The organism is Paenibacillus sp. N3/727 (assembly GCF_022637315.1).
GTDB lineage: Bacteria > Bacillota > Bacilli > Paenibacillales > Paenibacillaceae > Paenibacillus_AQ > Paenibacillus_AQ uliginis.
The window spans coordinates 4,877,650-4,898,443 of the sequence record NZ_CP093336.1 but is presented as its reverse complement, the minus strand read 5'-3'; the positions used below and the strand labels follow the sequence as shown (position 1 = coordinate 4,898,443).

Below are 20,794 nucleotides of genomic sequence, written 5' to 3'. Positions count from 1 at the left end.
AATTTAAGGGGCGAAAGGAAGGCGAATGATGAGTACTTTCGTGCATTTGCATGTGCATAGCGAATACAGTCTGCTCGACGGAGCGGCGCGTATTGAAGACCTTGTACGGGAAGCGGCAGCGCTTGGCATGAAATCATTGGCGCTGACCGATCACGGGGTCATGTACGGCGCCGTTCCATTTTATAAATCATGCAGAAAGCATGGCATAAAGCCGATCATCGGATGTGAAGCTTATATTACAGCAGGATCGCGTAAGGAGCGGGGGAGTCGTAAAGACCAGCCCATCTATCACCTCATTCTGCTCGCAAAAAATGAAACCGGCTATCGGAACCTGATGAAGCTTTGCTCCATCGGCCATCTGGAAGGCTATCATTATAGACCTAGAATTGATATGGAGGCGCTCGCGTCTCATCATGAAGGAATTATATGCCTCAGTGCTTGTCTTGGTGGAGAAGTTCCACAGCATTTGCTGCACGGCAGGGAAGCAGAGGCCAAAGCTGCTGCGCTGCGTTATAAGGCTGTTTTCGGAGATGACTATTACCTGGAGCTGCAGGATCACGGATTGCCGGAGCAAAAACGAGTCAATCCACAGCTCATCGCCTTAAGCCGGGAATTGGGCATTCCACTGGCGGCAACAAATGACGTGCACTATTTGACGTCAGCCGATGCGGAAGTACAGGATGTGTTAATCTGTATCGGGACAGGTAAGACGGTGGAGGACGAAGACCGGCTCAAAATCCCAACCAGCCAGCTATATTTGAAGAGCGAAGACGAAATGAAACGGCTGTTCCCTCACGTGCTGGAAGCGGTGGATAACACGGCCGCTATTGCGGAACAGTGCAACCTTGAACTGGAGTTTGGCAGGTCTATTCTTCCGGAATACCGGCCTTTGCCAGAAGGGATGGATGCAGCTTCTTATTTACGGCAGCTGTGCGGTGCCGGTCTTCGTGAACGTTATGAAGGTACAGAGCGCTTCACATCGGCAGATAACCGAGCAGAGCTGGAGCGCCGGCTGGATTATGAGCTGAACACCATTGAGAGTATGGGCTTTAGCGATTATTTTCTTATCGTGTGGGACTTTATCGCACACGCTCACAAGCAGGGCATTGCCGTTGGACCCGGAAGGGGCTCTTCCGCCGGCAGTCTTGTTGCGTATACACTGCGCATAACGAATGTGGACCCGATAAAGTACAATCTGCTCTTTGAACGGTTTTTGAATCCGGAACGTGTCACGATGCCGGATATCGATATTGACTTCAGTGACGAACGACGGGACGAGGTTATTGATTATGTGGTACATAAGTACGGGCGGAAGCATGTTGCCCAGATTATAACTTTTGGTACGATGGCTGCAAGGGCTGCGGTCAGGGATGTCGGACGTGCATTAAATGTGCCGTATGGAGATGTGGACAGAGCGGCTAAGCTGATTCCGAATCATTTGGGTATCAGCATATCACGAGCGTTGAAAGAAAGCCCTGGTCTGAAAGAACAGTACGATACCAAACCTAAGGTTCGGGAGCTGCTCGATATGGCGCTCAAAGTGGAGGGGATGCCTCGTCATGCATCAACTCATGCGGCAGGCGTGGTCATATCTCGCGATCCGTTAACCGATGCGGTTCCGCTGCAGGAAGGCAGTGAGAAGACGGCGCTAACCCAGTATTCCATGGAGCATCTGGAAAGCATAGGCCTCCTGAAAATGGACTTTCTTGGGCTTCGGACCTTATCGATTATCGAGCGAACTATGCACTGGATTGGTGAAGCGGCTCCGGATTTCGAGAAAGTGCCTGATGACGATCCGGGGACCTATCAAATGTTGGGACGCGGTGAAACAACAGGTGTATTTCAGCTGGAATCAGCGGGGATGCGCCGCGTATTGAAGGATTTAAAGCCATCGGCGTTTGAAGACATCGTGTCCGTTCTGGCATTGTACCGCCCCGGTCCGATGGAGTTTATACCGAAATATATTCAGGCCAAGCATGGCATGATTGAACCGGAATACCCGCACCCTGACCTGATCCCGATTCTGGGGGATACCTATGGAATTATTGTTTATCAGGAACAGATTATGCAGATCGCTTCGGCCATGGCGGGATTTTCGCTTGGTGAAGCTGATTTGCTGAGACGAGCGGTATCGAAAAAGAAACGGGAGGTACTCGATAGGGAGCGAGGCCATTTTGTGTCCGGCAGCTTGAAGCAGAATTACAACGAAGAGGATGCAAATCGGGTGTACGATATGATTGTACGCTTTGCGGACTATGGTTTTCCGCGGGCGCACGCAGCTGCTTATGGCGTACTGGCTTTTCAAACAGCTTATCTTAAGGCTCATTATCCGGTTCAATTTATGGCCTCTATGCTGACGGCTGTGATGGGCAGCCATCGGAAAGTGGCGGAGTACGTGCTTGAATCCCATCGTATGACCATTAATGTGATGCCGCCGGACGTGAATGAAAGCAGAGCTTTGTTTACACCGGTATCGGGCCGTTCCGGCTCCGATTCGGATGAAGACAACCTGGCGACTGAAGGACGAAACGGTGGGATACGCTTTGGACTGGCGGCAATCAAAAATGTTGGGACTCAGGCTGTGGAAAATATCGTCCAGATCCGGGAAGACAAGCCGTTTGAAAGTCTGCTCGATTTCTGCCGCCGGGTTGATCTGCGTGTGTGCAATAAGCGGGTTATTGAATCGCTCATTCAGGCGGGTGCTTTTGATACGCTCCCAGGGCACCGGTCCCAGCTGATAGCTATGCTGGATGAAACCGTAGAAGCTGCCGTGAAGTGGCGGAAAGAACGCGAAGATTTGCAGATACAGCTGTTTGATTTTGTAGAAACGACAAATTGGGACATCGAATATCCGGACATTCCCCCGTATTCTGCGGGACAACAGTTGGAATTGGAACGCGAACTGCTCGGTATGTACCTGTCCGGACACCCGCTCGATGATTACGATCTTTTGCTTGAGAAATCGGGGGCAGACCGGTTGATGGATTTGACGGAAGCGCCGGACGATACGGTGGTTACGGTGGCGGGTATGGTTGTGTCACTGAAGACAATTACGACCAAACAGGGAAAAGCGATGGCCTTCATGGAATGGGAGGATCAGATCGAACGCTGTGAGGTGGTCCTGTTCCCGGAAGTATGGAAACGGAGCGCCCAACTGATTGAGAAGGGGGCACTTCTCGCCCTTCGCGCCAAGGTTCAGCAGCAGGATGAAGGATTTAAGCTGCTGGCAGAGGAGCTAGCTCCTCTGGAGGAAGAGCGGCTGATCCAGCTGATCCGCCGAGGCCGAGCCCGTGCGGCTTCCGCCGGAAAGAGCACAGGAGGAACTGCTACTCAAGGTGCTGGTTCAACTCGCCGGACAACGCCACAAACGTCAACATTAATAGTGTCCCCGACGGATAAACCGATAGTTCAGGATACGGTTTCCCACACGGATGCCACGACCCGCATCACAAACGTTGAGACGAACGCTCGATCTGTAACTGCTGGACGGACGGATTCGGTGAAGCACGAACAGCGCGTCTTTGTGAAGATTACGCGGGAGGCGGAAGATCCGCAGCTATTGGCCCGCTTAAAGGAGCTTCTGCAAGAGCACCCGGGATCCGTGGCAACCGTGCTATTTTATGAGCGGAGTCAGAAAGTGCTCGGTCTGAGTGACGCCTATCGGATTAAACCATCCCCTGCATTGTTTACCCGCATGGAGGACATGCTTGGAAAGGATACTGTTAAAGTTAAATAGACGTTACTCCCGTTAAATAAAATTCATGAACGTTTCATACCCCTCCCGCATACACATAGGACACTACAGGACAACAATATCCGGAATATCGTTACCGAGGCCTTTTTCCTATCCAAGGCGCAGCAGCGGTTGTTCCGGTTAACGCGCGGGAGGGATTAGTTATGTCAATGGAATTAGCAGAGGGTATGCTTAACCGAAGAGGCGTCAGTGTATCCTCCATTGCGGATATTGTCTATCGATTGCAGAGAAAGTATCATCCGACCCTAACGATGGAGCAGTGTGAAGAGAGCGTGCGGGCAGTGCTTGGAAAGAGAGAAGTGCAGTACACACTGTTTACGGGAATTGCGCTGGATGAGCTGGCCGAGCAAAAGCTTCTTCCAGAGCCACTTCAATCGATCATGGAGAAGGATGAGCCGCTGTACGGCGTGGATGAAACGATGGCTTTGGGGGTTACGAGTATTTACGGTATGATCGGACTGACCAGCTTCGGTTATTTAGATAAGGAAAAAATAGGAGTTATTGAAACATTGAACGAGAAGACGGACAGCATACATGTGTTTCTTGATGATCTTGTAGCAGGTATTGCCGCTGCCGCTTCTTCACGTATTGCCCATAACAATCCGCAAGCAACCCTTTACACCGCAGAAGGGGATTAATTTTTTTTGTGTTGCTATCCCCCTTTTGATAAGGGGAAATGCTCTTTCTACCCCCTTCCTCTTTTGTTGAGGTAAAAAGTGAAGTGTGTTATCATTATCCATTATATCGGCACAGGATATGCCTATGGCACGAGATTAGGGGGAACTGAAAGGCATGTGGACGGTAATCTATATCGCGCCAACCGCCAAAGTGGCGGAAATGATTAAAACCAAGCTTACGGAAGAAGGTTTTTTGGTTCAGAGCCGTCCTGTAAATCTTTCCAAACAACAATTTGAGATTTTGGTTCCCTCCGGAGAGCTTGAGGAAGTACAGGAAGTGTTGAATTCGATTTTGCACCCCTAGCTTAAGGGATACATAGCGAAGCTTGTTTATTGGAATCTAAGGAAGTATAAGTTTAACACTCTTGGATGTACAGATTTGCTAAGTTTGCGGCCATTCAAATTTGCGGCTGGAGAGGTGTAGTTGTGTTTAAAGATCTGTTTCAGAAAAAAAGAAAATATGCCACCATTCCTTCGGAACGTCTTGGACGAACAGGACAGCCAGAAGAAGGCGAACGTCCGAAACGGGAAATTCCTGAAGGCCTAATGAATAAGTGCAGCAAATGCGGCAGTATTCAATACAGTAAGGAACTTGAGAAAAATCTAAAAGTGTGCTCAGAGTGTGGTCACCATATGCGTTTGAACGCATGGGAGCGCATTGGCATGACGCTGGATGAGACAGGCTTTGAAGAATTTGACGCCGATATGATTTCTGTTGATCCTTTGCAATTTCCTGGTTATGCAGCCAAATTGGAGCAGCAGAAGATGAAATCAGGCCTTCATGATGCGGTAATCACGGGTAAAGGTTTTATTAGTGAACAACCTGTTATCGTGGCAGTGATGAGTTTCGACTTCTTTACTGGGAGCATGGGATCGGTTGTTGGCGAGAAAATTACCCGGGCGATCGAGTCTGCAACGGATCAGGGGCTACCGCTCATTATTTTCTCTACTTCTGGTGGAGCTCGGATGCAGGAAAGTATTCTCAGCCTGATGCAGATGGCCAAGACGAGTGCAGCACTTTCGAGGTTCAACGAACGGGGTGGCCTCTTTATTTCGGTCATTACAGACCCGACAACAGGTGGTGTTTCAGCTAGCTTTGCATCACTTGGAGATATCAATATTGCTGAACCCGGTGCTGTGTTCGGCTTTGCCGGACGCATCGTTATCGAGCAGACGATACGTCAGAAGCTTCCGGATGATTTCCAGACCGCCGAATTCAACCTGGCGCATGGTCAGCTGGATATGGTCGTTCATCGTAAGGATCTGCGTACGATGCTTGGAAGATTGTTGGAAATGCACACCTCGAAAGGGGGATTTTGATGTCAGGCGAACTTCCTTTTGAAATGCCGCTTGCAGAAATGCGTAAGAAGATTGAAGAACTAAAGCAGTTCGGACAGGAAAAAGGAATCGATTTTACGGATGAAATCGCTCGTTTGGAAGAACGCTATAGTCGTCTAGAAGAAGAGATCTATTCCTCGATTTCACCTTCACAAAAAATGCATCTGGCCCGACATCAGCAGAGGCCAACTTCGCTTGATTTGATTCAACTGATATTTACCGATTTCATCGAACTGCATGGAGACCGGCTGTACGGTGACGATCTGGCAGTTGTTGGCGGATTGGCTAAGCTGAATGGTATCCCGGTTACAGTTGTGGGCCAGCAGCGGGGAAAGGATACGAAAGATAATATCGCCCGTTTCTTCGGAAGCGCGCATCCGGAAGGCTTCAGGAAGGCACTGCGGCTTATGCGGCAGGCTGAGAAGTTTAAGCGTCCTGTGATCACTTTTGTTGATACAAAGGGTGCTTATCCAGGTAATACAGCTGAAGAGAGAGGTCAATCCGAGGCGATTTCCAGTAACCTGAGGGAAATGTCGGCACTCGGAGTGCCTATTGTTTGTGTGGTCATCGGCGAAGGCGGTAGCGGCGGTGCTCTTGCGATGGCCGTAGGTAACCGTGTCCTGATGCTTGAGAATGCGATTTACTCGGCTATTTCACCGAACGGAGCAGCTTCTATCCTGTGGAAAGATGCATCGAAAGCCGATCAGGCTGCACAAGCGATGAAGATTACTGCAGAGGATCTGCTCGAGATGGAAGTCATTGAAGAGATTGTTCCGGAACCGAAAGGTGGGGCGCACCGAGGGTATGAAGAGACGGCTTCAGCGATTCAGGATGCACTCGTCCGCCATCTGAAGGAACTGTCTGTAATGGATCCTTGTGAGCTGAAAGAAGACCGTTATCGGAAGTTCCGCAAGATTGGCAGTTATGACTATGCAGTGTCCGAACAGACTGATAAGCTCGTTTGAAAGGACTTTCGATTATAGATATATGACAAAATTCCTATACAAACGAGAAGTTTTGTAGTAGATTTAGTTGTTGGAACAGAGATATAGAGAACCCTTGAAAAACGGAGGAAACCCAAATGCGTAAAACTAAAATTGTATGTACTATCGGTCCTTCCAGTGAATCGTTGGAAAACACTAAGAAGCTCATTATGGCCGGCATGAACGTTGCCCGTCTGAACTTCTCCCATGGCGATTTTGATGAGCATGGCAACCGGATCAAAACCATTCGCCAAGCTAGTCAGGAATTGAACAAAACGGTTGCTATCCTTTTGGATACGAAAGGACCAGAAATCCGTACCGGCAAATTGGAAGTGGAACCGGTGGAGCTTGTGCAGGATGAATACATCACACTTACTACCGAAGAAATCCTTGGTGACAAGAACCGTCTCTCCATTACTTACAAAGAACTGCCGGAAGATGTTCATGTGGGATCTACGATTTTGATCGATGATGGTTTGATCGGTCTTACTGTCGTGGAAGTTCAAGGCACTGAGATTAAATGCCGTATCGTTAATGGCGGAACAATCAAGAGTAAAAAAGGCGTAAACGTACCGGGTGTGAACATTTCCCTTCCAGGTATTACTGAAAAGGACGCCAACGATATTATTTTCGGGATCGAGCAGGGCATCGATTTTATCGCAGCTTCCTTCGTTCGTAAAGCCAGTGATGTACTGGAAATCCGCGAACTGTTGAAGAGCCACAACGCTGAGCATGTGCAGATCATCTCTAAAATCGAGAACCAACAGGGTGTGGATAACCTGGATGAAATCCTGGAAGTTTCCGACGGCCTGATGGTAGCCCGTGGTGACTTGGGTGTTGAAATCCCGGCTGAAGAAGTACCTCTTGCGCAAAAACGCATGATCGAAAAATGTAATATTGCAGGAAAACCAGTTATTACGGCAACACAAATGCTGGACTCCATGCAACGTAACCCTCGCCCAACTCGTGCGGAAGCAAGTGACGTGGCGAACGCGATCTTTGATGGCACAGATGCAATCATGCTTTCAGGTGAAACAGCTGCAGGTAAATATCCAGTAGAATCTGTTCTGACTATGTCCCGTATTGCAGAAAAAGCGGAATCCGCTCTGAACTACCGTGACCTGTTCTTGAAGCAGCGTATTGCTCAGGACACAAGTATTACAGAAGCGATCAGCCAATCCGTTGCTATTTCCGCATTGGACTTGAACGCGAAAGCGATCATCTCTTCGACAGAATCCGGACAAACCGCACGTATGGTTTCCAAGTACCGTCCTAAGGCTCCTATCGTCGCTGTAACGACGCAGGAGAGAACAATGAGACATCTAGCATTGTCTTGGGGTGTAACTCCGGTTAAAGGCGAAAGAGCTACGTCTACAGATGAGATGTTTGAATATGCCCTTCAAGGCGGACAAAAATCCGGGCTTGTGAAGGAAGGCGACCTGGTTGTTATTACAGCTGGTGTACCGCTTGGTAAATCCGGTTCTACAAACCTGATTAAAGTTAGTCAAATCCCTGCGCAGAACTAATCTTCTGCCTTGGGTTAGAATAGAGTCGTAAAAAGCAATGGACGAGCAATCGCCCATTGCTTTTTCTATAAATAACGGGGTGAACTTATGCCAAAAGTATCAGATGAACAGGTAAGTCGTTGGTTTACAACATCCTTCCGGGTACGCTATCAAGAAAGCGATCAAATGGGTGTGGTATATCACGCTAACTATTTGAACTGGTTTGAAATTGGAAGAACTGAGATGATTCGGCAGCTGGGATTTACGTACAGGGGAATGGAAGAGGAAGGCGTCCTTCTCCCTCTCGTGGATTTGGATATCCAGTACAAAAGTCCGGCACGATACGATGACCTTGTAACGGTGTTCACACGTATGACGGTTTTCTCGCCGCTTCGGATTCATTACGAGTATGAGGTGCGTCGACTGAATGATGAAGATCGGGGATTGCTGGATACTGTAGGACAGCAAGAAGAAGGAGAGCTTCCGGGAGATAAACTCGTGATCGGCGCAACGCGTCATGTATGGGTGAATAGAGACTGGAAACCAGCAAGACTGGATAAAAATGTTCCCAAGTTGTATGATGCTTTAAGAGGTTCTCTTTTGGGAGGAAAGGAGTAGTAAATCATGTGGAAGTGGATGCTGGCGGCCGTTATTTTTCTGCCTGCCATTGAAATATTCGGATTTTCTTTAGTAGCGGAGCGGGTCGGTGGCATGAATACGCTACTACTGACACTGCTTACCTCCGCCATCGGTGTTGCGATGATGAGATTTGAAGGGCGTAAGGCTATGGAGGATGCCAAACTGAAGATGAACTCGGGTATGGTGCCCGGATTATCGATGGCAGAAGGCCTCTGTATTTTTGCAGGGGGAATTTTGCTGATTGTGCCTGGTTTTGTGACAGATATTGTTGGGTTTACATTGATTTTTCCTCTGACACGGCCTTTGTATCGATTCTTGCTGCTGAAGTGGATGAAGAAAAATATGAAGAACGGCAAAATTACGATTTTTCGGCGTTAACATTGGGAATTTTGCAGTTTTTAATTTTTACGAAGACCGGATCCCTGATTGTACAGGGGCCGGTCTTTTCCAATATATGCAATTTTGATATTATCAAATGGAAAAAATCAAGATTCGACAATGATAATTATCACGGTTATAATGGAATTGTAAGTGATTTCAAAAAATAGTTTATGATGTCGATAAAACAATTTGATATAGAGAATGACTCTGTCATTGTTCACATATCAGACATTATCCAGTATGATATGAGAAGGTTTTACGACTGATAACATGGCTATTGGCCTCTTCAAGGTTTTTTCTTTATTATTCGGCTTCATGAAAACATTTTCATGACGATCCAACGCAGTTTATCCCGAACAAAAAGGAGAGATGATGCATGACAGCTACCAAGGGTTTGGAAGGCATTGTAGCCACAACTTCCTCGATCAGCTCGATCGTTGATGGTGTTCTCACATATCGAGGCTATGACATTGATGACCTCGCAGAACATGCCAGTTTTGAGGAAGTGGCTTATTTGCTTTGGTTCGGAAAGCTTCCGAACGCACAAGAGTTACAATCGCTGCAACAGGATTTGAGCAATTACGCGGCTATTCCGGATAAACTGATACAACAAATCAAACTGTATCCGCAAGATGCGAATACGATGGCTGCTCTTCGATCCGCCGTATCTGCTCTCGCACTGTATGACGAATCTGCAGACGATATGAGCCGTGAAGCAAATGAAAAGAAAGCGGTTCAGCTTCAAGCTCAGTTGCCTACAATCATCGCGGCTATCGCACGAGTTCGTCAAGGTAAAGAGCCTGTAGCTCCGAAAGCTGGCGCATCTATTGCTGAGAATTTCCTTTACATGCTCAGAGGTGAGCAACCGGATGAAACCTCGATTAAAGCTCTGGACCAGGCCCTTGTGCTTCACGCCGATCATGAGCTGAACGCTTCAACGTTCGCATCTCGTGTAACCGTGGCTACGCTGTCCGATATTTACTCGGGTGTTACATCCGCTATCGGTGCGCTCAAAGGCCCGCTACATGGAGGAGCTAATGAAGCCGTTATGAAGATGCTGAACGAAGTTGGAACCCTCGATAAAGCAGAAGCCTATATTCAAGAGAAATTGGACAACCGCGAGAAAATCATGGGTTTCGGACATCGTGTATACAAAAACGGCGATCCGCGTGCCAAGCATCTGCAAAAAATGTCTCGTGAACTCGGAAAGATGAAGGGTGACACAACCCTGTATGATATGTCAGTTCTGATTGAAGAGACAGTGACCGGCCAGAAGGGTCTGAAGCCCAATGTGGACTTTTACTCGGCATCGGTATATACGCAACTTGGTATCGAACATGAGCTATTCACCCCTATTTTTGCAATCAGCCGCGTTTCCGGATGGACAGCGCATATTCTGGAGCAGTACGACGGTAACCGGATTATCCGTCCGCGCGCAGAGTACACAGGATTAACGGATCAAAAATATGTGCCGGTTGAACTTCGCTAATTAACTATCAATCATGTACAATAGGGGCAGAGAAAACGCTTGAGCGGCACATTTGCCACAGGCAGCGGTATTCTTTGTGCCCTTACCCGTGTTTTTTAACGGGAATTGTAGAGATCAAACAAATCAAAGGAGGAATACATACTTATGAAACTTGAGAAATTCGCATTACCTACTGAAGGTGAGAAGATTACGATTGATAACGGCAAGCTGCAGGTGCCTAGCAATCCGATCATTCCTTTTATTGAGGGCGACGGGACAGGTCGTGATATTTGGAGAGCATCCAAACGTGTTCTTGACGCAGCTGTAGAGAAAGCTTACAGCGGTTCCAAGAGTATTGCATGGTACGAAGTGTTTGCCGGAGAAAAGGCTTTTAATACATATGGAGAATGGCTTCCAAATGATACGCTGGAGGCAATTCGTGAGTATATCGTAGCGATCAAAGGACCACTTACAACGCCAATCGGCGGCGGTATCCGCTCCCTGAACGTGGCTCTGCGCCAGGAGCTTGATCTGTACACTTGCTTGCGTCCTGTCCGCTACTTCAACGGCGTACCTTCTCCGGTGAAGCGTCCTGAGCTTGTGGACATGGTTATCTTCCGTGAGAACACAGAAGACATCTATGCAGGTATCGAGTACAAGGAAGGTTCTGAAGAAGTTAAGAAAATGATCAAATTCCTTCAGGATGAAATGGGTGCGAACAAAATCCGCTTCCCTGAAACTTCCGGTATCGGTATTAAACCAGTGTCTTCGGAAGGTTCCAAGCGTCTTGTACGCGCTGCAGTTGAATATGCAATCAAGCACGGTCGTAAGAGTGTAACGCTCGTTCACAAAGGCAACATCATGAAGTTTACCGAAGGTGCTTTCAAGAACTGGGGATACGAAGTGGCTGAGCAGGAATTTGGCGATAAAGTATTCACTTGGGCACAATACGATATTATCAAGGAAAAAGACGGCGTAGATGCAGCGAATGCAGCACAGAAGGCTGCTGAAGAAGCTGGCAAAATCATCGTTAAAGATGCTATTGCTGACATCGCTTTGCAGCAGGTGCTGACTCGTCCTACAGACTTTGATGTGATTGCGACACTGAACCTGAACGGTGACTACCTGTCTGATGCGCTTGCAGCTCAAGTTGGTGGTATCGGTATCGCTCCTGGAGCGAACATTAACTATGTGACAGGACATGCAATCTTTGAAGCTACTCACGGAACAGCTCCAAAGTACGCTGACAAAGACGTCGTTAACCCGGGTTCGGTTATCTTGTCCGGCGTTATGCTTCTTGAGCATCTTGGCTGGCAGGAAGCAGCTGACCTCATCTACAAAGGTATGGGAACATCGATTAATAATAAGACCGTTACTTACGACTTTGCCCGCCTGATGGAAGGCGCTACAGAAGTGAAATGCTCCGAGTTCGCGGACGAAATCATTAAAAATTTGTAAGGGAGGGGTAAAACATCGTGGCCATTACTCGTAAAAAAATAACTGTAGTTGGTGCCGGCTTTACCGGAGCAACCACTGCACTTATGCTCGCACAGAAAGAACTGGGTGACGTTGTACTGTTGGATATTCCACAGATCGAGAACCCAACCAAAGGTAAAGCTCTTGATATGATGGAAGCGAGCCCGGTTCAAGGTTTTGACAGCAACATCGTTGGTACATCCAACTATGAGGATGCTTCTGATTCCGATGTTGTCATTATTACGGCTGGTGTAGCCCGTAAACCTGGAATGAGCCGCGATGACCTCGTGAATACCAATGCGGGAATCGTGAAATCCGTATGTGAGAACGTAAAGAAATACGCTCCTAACTCCACGGTTATTATTTTGAGTAACCCGGTGGATGCCATGACTTACGTGGCTTATAACACTTTGGGCTTCCCTAAAAATCGTGTAATCGGTCAGTCCGGTGTACTGGATACGGCTCGTTACTGTACATTCATTGCACAGGAACTTAACGTATCCGTTGAAGACGTACGCGGATTTGTTCTGGGCGGACACGGGGATGATATGGTTCCGCTCGTTCGTTACTCCAGCGTTGGCGGTATTCCTATCGACACGCTGATTCCTGCTGATCGTATTGAAGCGATTGTACAACGCACCCGCGTCGGCGGTGGTGAAATCGTCAACTTGCTAGGTAACGGCAGTGCTTACTATGCACCGGCTGCTTCCCTTGTACAGATGACTGAAGCGATTCTGAAGGATAAGAAACGTATCCTGCCGATCATTGCTCTTTTGGAAGGCGAGTACGGCTATGACAACCTGTTTATGGGCGTTCCGGCAATCCTGGGTGGAGACGGCATTGAGAAGGTTTTCGAGCTGGAGTTGACTTCAGATGAGAAAGCTGCACTCGATAAATCTGCAGAGTCAGTACGCAATGTCACTTCCGTGGTGAAGCTGTAATATACTCCCCCACCTATTTTTGACGATTGAATGACAAAGCAATCCCGTTCCAAATTTTAGGGACGGGATTGCTTTTCTTTATGCCATTTGTTCAGTATAATATTGTTCAGTAGAGTGAGTGTAATAAATATCACACTAATTAAATTGGAGGAGTAGTATAATGTATAAGATTTTCTTTCTGCTGCATATGATCGGAACAGCAGCTGTTGGATTTTACCTGATTCTTCCGTTTATCGTAGGAGGCGTTCAAAAACTATCATTGGGCGCACAGGAAGGTGCGGTGAACACGGTTCGTGTGGCGAATCGATTTGCTCAATATGGTTTAGTTATTCAGCTTATAACAGGTGGTTACATGATGACTAAGGACGAGTATTCGGTACCTTGGATGATTATCGTCACCGTTCTGCTTCTTGCGATGTTTGCCATCGGCGGTATTATGAGCAAGCCTCTTAAAAGTGCTCTTGCGGGTATCCGTGAGAAACGAGATGTGAAACCTGAAACGGCCAAGCTCCGCACATTTAGCTCGCTGTTGGCACTCAGTTTGATTATTATGATCTTCTTCATGGTATATAACCAAGTTATTTAAAAAATATGTTTCATATCAGAAGTCATCCCATTTGCTGGGATGGCTTTTTTTGTTTATTTGCATTTTTCAAAGGTCTGAGGCTATTGTGTTTGATCAACTCTCGTTTGTGGTTATTAACATATCATAAAGAGGTTGTGATAATATGCCCGGGCCTAACGCATCCTAATAGGGAAGTATAACCATGAGAAGCAAACAGATGAACTGACCTGAAAGGAGAAATGCAATATGCCACAAGACGGACAAAAACAAACACTCCCCCCGCAACATCAGGATCATCGTCCCGGAACCGAGTCGGAAATGCATCCACTTCCAGAGTATGAATCCAGCGAGTACAAAGCAGCCGGCAAGCTTAAAGGGAAGGTTGCGTTAATTACTGGGGGTGACAGTGGGATCGGTAGAGCGGTTGCGGTAACCTACGCTAAGGAAGGTGCCGACGTATCTATCGTTTATTTGAGCGAGCATAAAGACGCGGAAGAAACGAAGCGCCAAGTTGAGCAGGAGGGTCGGAAATGTATCCTTATCGCTGGTGATATCGGGGATGAAGCATTTTGCCGGGACTCAGTGAAACAGACCGTAGAGCAGCTTGGTCAATTAGACATTCTAGTTAACAATGCTGCTGAGCAGCGTCTTCAGAAGAAGATCGAGGATATTACCAAAGATCAACTGGAGCGCACATTCCGAACTAATATTTTTGGGATGTTCTACATGACGAAAGCGGCTATGCCGCATTTTGGCACAGGCAGTGCGATTATTAACACGGCATCCATTACCGCTTACCGGGGTAGTCCTGAACTCATCGATTATTCATCGACCAAAGGAGCGATCGTGTCCTTTACACGTTCTCTGTCTATGAATGTCGTCGATAAAGGGATCCGTGTCAATGGAGTGGCGCCAGGTCCGATCTGGACACCTCTCATTCCATCAACGTTCCCGGCAGACCAGGTGAGCACGTTTGGTGCAAGCACGCCGATGAAGCGACCTGGACAACCGGAAGAGCTAGCACCGGCGTATGTGTATCTGGCTTCTTCTGATTCCTCATATGTCAGTGGACAGATCATCCATATTAACGGCGGTGAGGTTATTAACGGTTAATTCGTCGACTTCCCTAACATCAAAAAGGCCCTGTCTACCGCTTCAAGCGGAGGCAGGGCCTTTACGGTTAGATTCTTCTAAAGCCTTGCGGCAGAACGCCTGTGTCGCGAATATTACGGATCTGAGCAAGCGTGAGACGGGAGTTAGCCATAACTAAAGATTCCACATCTTCCCCTCTAATAATATCATCTAAATCCGCAATGTTTCGGTTACCACGGAACACTCTGAAGCCGCCTCTAAAGTTCGGACGTGAGAATAATACCAAAGTGGCGTTTGGATTAGTAGAGAAGAAGCGAAGACTTTCAATGTCACCGAAAAGTCTATCGAGGTTTCTGATTCCGAGGTTACCACGCACTACAAATCTTCTACCCCGATAGTTCTCATCACTGAACAATGCTAGCCTTGGAAACACCTGAGAAATCGAAACTTTTTTCATGTTTGATCACCTCCTTCTCCATCAATATATGTAAGATTGATATTATTGCGTGGTTAGGAGACAGGGGAGAAAAGCTCAATTTGAGAGAATAGTTAAATTTAAAGTAAACCCTTTCATGAACTTTTTTGTATGATATGATAGGACTAAATAAGAGTATTTCAGACCACTTTACACAGCTAACGGGTTAAAAAAGAGAGGGGAAAGTAAACAGACATGAAGCATTTTGAAGAGAGTGTATACAGGCTAATCGTGGAAACCTCGACAAACCTTCCTGGAGATGTTCGAAAAGCGGTCAAACGCGGCCGTGAGGCAGAGGATGCGGCTACCCGTGCGGGCTTGGCGCTGGCAACAATCGCGCAAAATATTGAGATGGCAGAAACGCAAGTTTCGCCGATCTGTCAGGATACGGGCATGCCTACATTTGTTGTACATACTCCTGTAGGGGCCAACCAGATTGAAATGAAGAAGGATATTTTCAAAGCGGTCATCCGGGCTACTCAAGATGGCAAGCTGCGTCCGAACTCTGTGGACTCACTGACAGGTAAGAACAGCGGAGACAATCTGGGGCCGGGAACACCGGTAATTCACTTTGAACAATGGGAAGAGGATACAATTGATATCCGTCTTATACTAAAGGGTGGCGGCTGCGAGAACAAGAACATTCAGTACAGTCTGCCTGCCGAGCTTGAGGGATTGGGTAAAGCCGGACGTGATCTGGATGGGATCCGTAAATGCGTTATGCATGCAGTTTATCAAGCCCAAGGTCAAGGATGCAGCGCAGGTTTTATCGGGGTTGGTATCGGAGGAGACCGTACAACAGGCTACGAGCTGGCTAAGCAGCAGTTGTTCCGGCATATTGAAGATGTAAATCCGAATCCGGATTTGCAAAAGCTAGAGGATTACGTTCTAGATAACGCGAACAAGCTTGGTATCGGTACGATGGGCTTTGGAGGAGAAGTTTCGCTTCTCGGATGCAAGGTCGGTGCGATGAACAGGCTTCCGGCAAGCTTCTTTGTCTCGGTTGCTTATAACTGCTGGGCATTCCGCCGTCAAGGCGTGCTGATCGAAGCGGAAAGCGGAGAAATTCAGGAGTGGTTGTATGAAAGCGGAAGCGGGATCGCGATGACCGAAGCTGAGACGGAAGCTGTTACAGTGGCCGCATCGGAGTCTAGCGAAGTTGAAGCAGAGCGTGAAGGAAAGGAAATCGTGCTTCAAACACCGATCAGTGAAGAGCAAATCCGCAGTCTACGGGTAGGAGATATGGTCGTCATTCGCGGAGAAATGCACACGGGACGCGACGCCCTGCACAAATATTTGATGGATCACGATGCACCGCTGGATCTGAACGGCGCTGTTATTTACCACTGCGGTCCCGTTATGCTTAAAGATGACGAGGGATGGCATGTGAAGGCGGCAGGACCGACCACAAGCATCCGGGAGGAGCCTTACCAAGGAGATATTTTGAAAAAGTTCGGCATCCGGGCAGTCATTGGCAAAGGTGGGATGGGACCCAAAACACTGAAAGCACTTCAAGAGCATGGCGGGGTATACCTAAACGCGATCGGTGGTGCGGCACAGTACTATGCAGAGTGCATTAAAAAGGTGAACGGCGTCGATTTTATGGAGTTCGGCATACCAGAAGCTATGTGGCATCTTGAGGTAGATGGTTTTGCAGCTATCGTAACGATGGATTCCCATGGCAATAGTCTTCATGCGGATGTCAGCAAGGATTCGGCTGCCAAACTCGAAATGTTCAAGGAACCTGTTTTCCTTTAATTAATGAAGTTCTCATTTACGTTTAAGTATCCTTCGGCAAATTTGTTGCCGAAGGATATTTTTTTGTACTCATCATATGAACGTTGCGGTTCAGGAAAATGAGGTTTATCATTGAAAACAAAGAAAAGAAGTCGGCAGGAGGAGAAGTGTGAAACAATTCGGCTTGTCATTTGCTGCATGTTTTGAAAAATACACTTTCATTCTGATACCCGGATCGCTTGTAATGGGCTGGTTTCTGTCAAATCACCTACTGCCGTATGTATCTACCATCCCGTATCTGTTCGGGTATATTACACTGGTGATGGCGCTCGGCTGCGGCATTGGACATCTGCGCGCGGTGATGAGGCGTCCGCTTCCTGTCATATTGACGCTGCTGCTTGCTCATGCTGCTGCACCGCTGTTGGCGTACGGACTTGGGACGCTTGTGTTCGGGCCACATTCGGAATATACGACCGGACTGGTACTGTTTGCTATTATACCGCTTGGCGTGTCGTCTGTTCTCTGGGTTGGTAGCTCGGGTGGAAGTGTGCCGTTTATTTTGTCTGTTGTTGTGCTGGATACGCTGCTTAGTCCATTGGTTGTTCCTGCACTCATGGAGCTATACTTCGGAACGGCTTCGTTGACCTGGGATATGACGGGTCTCGTGATTGATCTGCTGCAAATGGTTGTGCTACCCACTGTCGTAGGTGTGGTGTTGTATGAGCTGTCGAAAGGCAGAGCTAAAGCTTGGTCAGCTCCGGTCGCTCAGCCTTTATCAAAGATTGCCTTTATGCTAGTGGTGATGCTGAATGCTGCAGCCATCGCGCCTCATGCTGCAGGAATGAGGCAGGAGATGGTCATCATTGTACCCATTGTAATTGTATTGATCTGTATTTGTTACGGGCTTGGTTATTATGGTGCGTTTTCGCTTCCAAATCGAACGAGGGAGATGCAGGTAACACTGACGTACGCGTCCGGCATGCGTAACATCTCGCTCGGTATGGTGCTGGCGACAGCCTATTTTTCGCCGAAGGCATCGGTGCCTGTAGTTCTGTCTATTATGTTTCAGCAGCCGGCGGCCACGATTATTCATTCACTGCTCCGCAAGTTCAAGCAAGTACCTAATTCACCGTTAAAGGAAGAGATGGATGAAACCGTTTCGTAATCGACTTACATTTATTATGATGACACTGATTGGTTTATCCATGCTTGGCGCAGGATTTACGATGGCCAGTATGTTCAAACAATCCCATATTGCCATACAGGAAGAAAACATGGTCCGTGAAATCAATCTCATTCAAGCGACCTTGGATTTCCCGTCCCTCAGCGGGGAGCAGAAAATACAGTATTACACCGAGAAGTCACGTCAGCTGGAGGAATTGGCAGATGCCAGGGTAACATTTATATCGAAAGACGGGACGGTTATAGGCGATTCGGAGAGTAATCCTGAATCGATGGATAACCATGCGTATCGTGAAGAGATGGTTCAAGCGCAGGAGGAAGGAATCGGCAGTACGATTCGTTACAGTAGCACACTTGGGGAAGATATGCTGTATGTGGCGCTGCCTGTAAAGCAGGGAGATTATGATGGATATATCCGGTTGTCCATGAGTTTAAAAGCCGTGGATCAAGGCGTCTGGCAGGGATGGCTTGTTATGGGCGGAGGGCTTGTCATCCTGTTTATCATTGCTGCCCTTGTGAGCTACAAAGTAGCGGCTAATTTGACATCTCCACTTGAGAAAATCACGCGTGTAGCACGGCAAATCACCCGGCAGGATTATGACGCTCGTGTCCCAATTCATCGCAAGGATGAGATCGGCCAGCTAGCACATGCAATCAACGGAATGGCTGACAGCCTTCAGACTCAATTGCAGACGATAAGGGACAACGAGGATCTCCTTCAAAGCGTCCTTAACAATATGACCGGTGGAATTGTGATGCTCAGCTATGACGGAAATATTGTGCTGGTGAACCGGGCGGCGGAGGGAATGCTCGGTGTTAAGGCAGATTATGTGACTGGTAAGTCTTACAGGGAGCTGCGTCAGCATTATGAACTTACCAAGCTCATGGAGGAAGGGCTGGAACACAGAAACAATTTTCGTGAAGAACGCAGTTTGTATTTTCCGGTAGAGTCCATAGTCCGTCTGGACGGAGTAGCTATGGTTCAGGATGACGGATCGTACCGCGGGATGCTGTTCCTGCTTCAGGATGTGACTGATATCCGGAGACTGGAGCGGATGCGCAGCGAGTTTGTCGCAAATGTCTCTCACGAACTGAAGACACCGCTGGCGGCGGTGAAAGGTTTTGCCGAGACTTTGCTTGGCGGGGGAGTGAAGGATGAGAAGACCTCACGATCTTTCCTGCAGATTATTTATGATGAATCCGAGCGGCTAAACCGGTTGATCCGGGACATCCTGGAGTTGTCCAAGATTGAATCCAAGCGGATTGCCATGGAGTTTTCACCGATCCATCTGTCTACGTTCTTCGAATCTTTAGTCGAATTTATGCGGCCTGAAGCTGAAAAGAAAAAAATCAGCCTGAGTCTACATGTTCCGGAAGAGTTGTTTATGGAAGGTGATGAGGATAAGCTCAGACAAATATTTACCAATCTCCTGTCTAATGCTATCAACTACACGCAGGAAGGTGGACGGGTCCAGCTGATGGCTAGGGATATGCATCCGAATGAACAAGGAGATACCGTTGAGTTTATCGTCAAAGATTCGGGGCTTGGAATTCCGAAAAAAGATCTGCCTCGCATCTTTGAACGGTTCTATCGGGTGGATAAAGCACGTTCCCGGAGCTCAGGTGGAACCGGACTCGGGTTATCAATCGTAAAACACCTCGTTGATCTTCATCACGGGTCCATCAAGGTTGAGAGTGAGCTTGGCCTTGGTAGTTCTTTTGTAATCGAAATGCCGCTTCTTCAAGAAAATGATTAAGAGGTCAGGCTGCTTTTTAACATTGGGATAACATTCTGTTGATATACTGTGACAAGTATTAAAAATATATGGATCTGAGGGCGGGGTTAACATGGCTCAACGTTTGCTTGTTATAGAGGATGAACCGACACTTTCAAGGCTCTTGTCGTATAATTTGACGCAGGAAGGCTTTGATGTCACCGTGGAGGAACACGGAACGGCAGGGTATGACCGGGCGCGTGAGCAATCTTTTGATCTGATATTGCTGGACGTGATGCTTCCGGGCATGAACGGTTTTCTCATTTTGGAGAAGCTTCGTCAACAAGGGATAACGACGCCTATTATTATTTTGACAGCCAAGAATGCCGAGGAAGAGGTTGTGCAAGGACTTAAAATGGGGGCCGACGATTACATTACGAAACCTTTCGGTGTATCCGAGTTGTTGGCTAGAGTGTCGGCCGTCATGCGAAGGGTTTCCGGACACACTGAAGAAGTAAAAGAGACTGAAGAGCAGCGAAATGTAATCACACTAGGCCAGCTCGAAATTTTTCCGGATAAATACGAAGTGAAGCTGGGCGGTCAGAACATTAACCTCCGGCCAAAAGAATTTGAAGTGTTGTTATACCTGGCTAGAAAGCCAGGAGTCGTCTTAACCCGGGACGATCTCATGAATGTCGTCTGGGGATTCGACTACATTGGCGGTCAGCGGACAGTCGACGTGCATGTCAGTTCTCTTCGCAAGAAGCTGGAACTGGATCCCGAATCGGTATTTATTGACTCAATTCGGGGTGTAGGATATAAGCTGGTAGTAAACCCTAAAAAAGCTCCCATCATTACTTAAATGA

At 47.7% G+C, this 20,794-nt stretch carries 18 protein-coding genes; 17 read left to right on the top strand and 1 reads right to left on the bottom strand.

What is annotated here, in order from left to right; all coding sequences use genetic code 11:
- The first annotated feature begins 28 nt into the window (after positions 1 to 28).
- From MNQ98_RS22790 to MNQ98_RS22730, 13 genes are all read left to right on the top strand, one after another.
- The gene (locus MNQ98_RS22790; protein ID WP_241934009.1) at positions 29 to 3,736 is read left to right on the top strand and encodes a DNA polymerase III subunit alpha; all 3,708 of its coding nucleotides are present in this window, start codon (positions 29 to 31) and stop codon (positions 3,734 to 3,736) included.
- 161 nt (positions 3,737 to 3,897) lie between these two features.
- On the top strand, positions 3,898 to 4,392 hold the full coding sequence (locus tag MNQ98_RS22785; RefSeq protein ID WP_241930290.1) for a phosphatidylglycerophosphatase A family protein: 495 nt from the start codon (positions 3,898 to 3,900) through the stop codon (positions 4,390 to 4,392).
- Between the two features lie 154 nt (positions 4,393 to 4,546).
- On the top strand, positions 4,547 to 4,735 hold the full coding sequence (locus tag MNQ98_RS22780) for a glutamate decarboxylase (RefSeq protein ID WP_208918286.1): 189 nt from the start codon (positions 4,547 to 4,549) through the stop codon (positions 4,733 to 4,735).
- Between the two features lie 122 nt (positions 4,736 to 4,857).
- On the top strand, positions 4,858 to 5,751 hold the full coding sequence (gene accD / locus MNQ98_RS22775) for an acetyl-CoA carboxylase, carboxyltransferase subunit beta (protein ID WP_208920137.1): 894 nt from the start codon (positions 4,858 to 4,860) through the stop codon (positions 5,749 to 5,751).
- Positions 5,751 to 6,734, top strand: a complete 984-nt coding sequence (locus MNQ98_RS22770) for an acetyl-CoA carboxylase carboxyltransferase subunit alpha (RefSeq protein WP_241930289.1) — start codon at positions 5,751 to 5,753, stop codon at positions 6,732 to 6,734. The genes accD and MNQ98_RS22770 overlap by 1 nt, the downstream gene beginning before the upstream one ends.
- Before the next feature lie 116 nt (positions 6,735 to 6,850).
- Entirely contained in the window at positions 6,851 to 8,278 is a 1,428-nt protein-coding gene (gene pyk / locus MNQ98_RS22765) for a pyruvate kinase (RefSeq protein WP_241930288.1), read from the top strand.
- A gap of 87 nt (positions 8,279 to 8,365) precedes the next feature.
- A complete protein-coding gene (locus tag MNQ98_RS22760; protein ID WP_241930287.1) occupies positions 8,366 to 8,875 on the top strand; it encodes an acyl-CoA thioesterase in 510 nt (169 codons plus the stop codon).
- A 6-nt stretch (positions 8,876 to 8,881) separates the two neighbouring features.
- Positions 8,882 to 9,274 carry an FxsA family protein gene (locus MNQ98_RS22755; protein WP_208918290.1) on the top strand — a complete coding sequence of 131 codons (393 nt, stop codon included), beginning with the start codon at positions 8,882 to 8,884 and terminating at the stop codon, positions 9,272 to 9,274.
- Between the two features lie 379 nt (positions 9,275 to 9,653).
- Positions 9,654 to 10,766 (top strand): citrate synthase, encoded by a 1,113-nt coding sequence (gene citZ, locus MNQ98_RS22750; protein ID WP_241930286.1) that lies wholly within the window; start codon positions 9,654 to 9,656, stop codon positions 10,764 to 10,766.
- A gap of 144 nt (positions 10,767 to 10,910) precedes the next feature.
- The gene (gene icd, locus MNQ98_RS22745) at positions 10,911 to 12,203 is read left to right on the top strand and encodes an NADP-dependent isocitrate dehydrogenase (protein WP_241930285.1); all 1,293 of its coding nucleotides are present in this window, start codon (positions 10,911 to 10,913) and stop codon (positions 12,201 to 12,203) included.
- A gap of 17 nt (positions 12,204 to 12,220) precedes the next feature.
- A complete protein-coding gene (gene mdh, locus MNQ98_RS22740) occupies positions 12,221 to 13,162 on the top strand; it encodes a malate dehydrogenase (RefSeq protein ID WP_241930284.1) in 942 nt (313 codons plus the stop codon).
- Between the two features lie 160 nt (positions 13,163 to 13,322).
- On the top strand, positions 13,323 to 13,748 hold the full coding sequence (locus MNQ98_RS22735) for a hypothetical protein (RefSeq protein ID WP_241930283.1): 426 nt from the start codon (positions 13,323 to 13,325) through the stop codon (positions 13,746 to 13,748).
- 225 nt (positions 13,749 to 13,973) lie between these two features.
- Entirely contained in the window at positions 13,974 to 14,840 is an 867-nt protein-coding gene (locus MNQ98_RS22730) for an SDR family oxidoreductase (RefSeq protein ID WP_241930282.1), read from the top strand.
- Positions 14,841 to 14,907: 67 nt separating this feature from the next.
- Here the strand turns inward: MNQ98_RS22730 and MNQ98_RS22725 are convergent, their stop codons facing one another.
- Positions 14,908 to 15,276: a hypothetical protein gene (locus tag MNQ98_RS22725; protein ID WP_241930281.1), complete on the bottom strand. Its 369-nt coding sequence runs from the start codon at positions 15,274 to 15,276 to the stop codon at positions 14,908 to 14,910.
- A gap of 213 nt (positions 15,277 to 15,489) precedes the next feature.
- Between MNQ98_RS22725 and MNQ98_RS22720 the strand changes: the two genes are divergently transcribed.
- The 4 genes from MNQ98_RS22720 (at position 15,490) to MNQ98_RS22705 (ending at position 20,790) form a co-directional block, all read left to right on the top strand.
- On the top strand, positions 15,490 to 17,052 hold the full coding sequence (locus tag MNQ98_RS22720) for a fumarate hydratase (protein ID WP_241930280.1): 1,563 nt from the start codon (positions 15,490 to 15,492) through the stop codon (positions 17,050 to 17,052).
- A gap of 148 nt (positions 17,053 to 17,200) precedes the next feature.
- Positions 17,201 to 18,196, top strand: coding sequence for a bile acid:sodium symporter family protein (locus MNQ98_RS22715; RefSeq protein WP_241930279.1), 996 nt, complete (start codon positions 17,201 to 17,203; stop codon positions 18,194 to 18,196).
- A complete protein-coding gene (gene pnpS / locus MNQ98_RS22710; protein WP_241930278.1) occupies positions 18,180 to 19,970 on the top strand; it encodes a two-component system histidine kinase PnpS in 1,791 nt (596 codons plus the stop codon). The genes MNQ98_RS22715 and pnpS overlap by 17 nt, the downstream gene beginning before the upstream one ends.
- Before the next feature lie 91 nt (positions 19,971 to 20,061).
- Positions 20,062 to 20,790, top strand: a complete 729-nt coding sequence (locus MNQ98_RS22705; RefSeq protein WP_208918300.1) for a response regulator transcription factor — start codon at positions 20,062 to 20,064, stop codon at positions 20,788 to 20,790.
- Positions 20,791 to 20,794 lie beyond the last annotated feature (4 nt).

Coding starts and splice junctions, on each gene's coding strand:
- MNQ98_RS22790 (WP_241934009.1), top strand. CDS start 29: ATGAGTACTTTCGTGCATTTGCATGTGCATAGCGAATACAGTCTGCTC.
- MNQ98_RS22785 (WP_241930290.1), top strand. CDS start 3,898: ATGTCAATGGAATTAGCAGAGGGTATGCTTAACCGAAGAGGCGTCAGT.
- MNQ98_RS22780 (WP_208918286.1), top strand. CDS start 4,547: ATGTGGACGGTAATCTATATCGCGCCAACCGCCAAAGTGGCGGAAATG.
- MNQ98_RS22770 (WP_241930289.1), top strand. CDS start 5,751: ATGTCAGGCGAACTTCCTTTTGAAATGCCGCTTGCAGAAATGCGTAAG.
- pyk (WP_241930288.1), top strand. CDS start 6,851: ATGCGTAAAACTAAAATTGTATGTACTATCGGTCCTTCCAGTGAATCG.
- MNQ98_RS22760 (WP_241930287.1), top strand. CDS start 8,366: ATGCCAAAAGTATCAGATGAACAGGTAAGTCGTTGGTTTACAACATCC.
- MNQ98_RS22755 (WP_208918290.1), top strand. CDS start 8,882: ATGTGGAAGTGGATGCTGGCGGCCGTTATTTTTCTGCCTGCCATTGAA.
- citZ (WP_241930286.1), top strand. CDS start 9,654: ATGACAGCTACCAAGGGTTTGGAAGGCATTGTAGCCACAACTTCCTCG.
- icd (WP_241930285.1), top strand. CDS start 10,911: ATGAAACTTGAGAAATTCGCATTACCTACTGAAGGTGAGAAGATTACG.
- MNQ98_RS22735 (WP_241930283.1), top strand. CDS start 13,323: ATGTATAAGATTTTCTTTCTGCTGCATATGATCGGAACAGCAGCTGTT.
- MNQ98_RS22730 (WP_241930282.1), top strand. CDS start 13,974: ATGCCACAAGACGGACAAAAACAAACACTCCCCCCGCAACATCAGGAT.
- MNQ98_RS22725 (WP_241930281.1), bottom strand. CDS start 15,276: ATGAAAAAAGTTTCGATTTCTCAGGTGTTTCCAAGGCTAGCATTGTTC.
- MNQ98_RS22720 (WP_241930280.1), top strand. CDS start 15,490: ATGAAGCATTTTGAAGAGAGTGTATACAGGCTAATCGTGGAAACCTCG.
- pnpS (WP_241930278.1), top strand. CDS start 18,180: ATGAAACCGTTTCGTAATCGACTTACATTTATTATGATGACACTGATT.
- MNQ98_RS22705 (WP_208918300.1), top strand. CDS start 20,062: ATGGCTCAACGTTTGCTTGTTATAGAGGATGAACCGACACTTTCAAGG.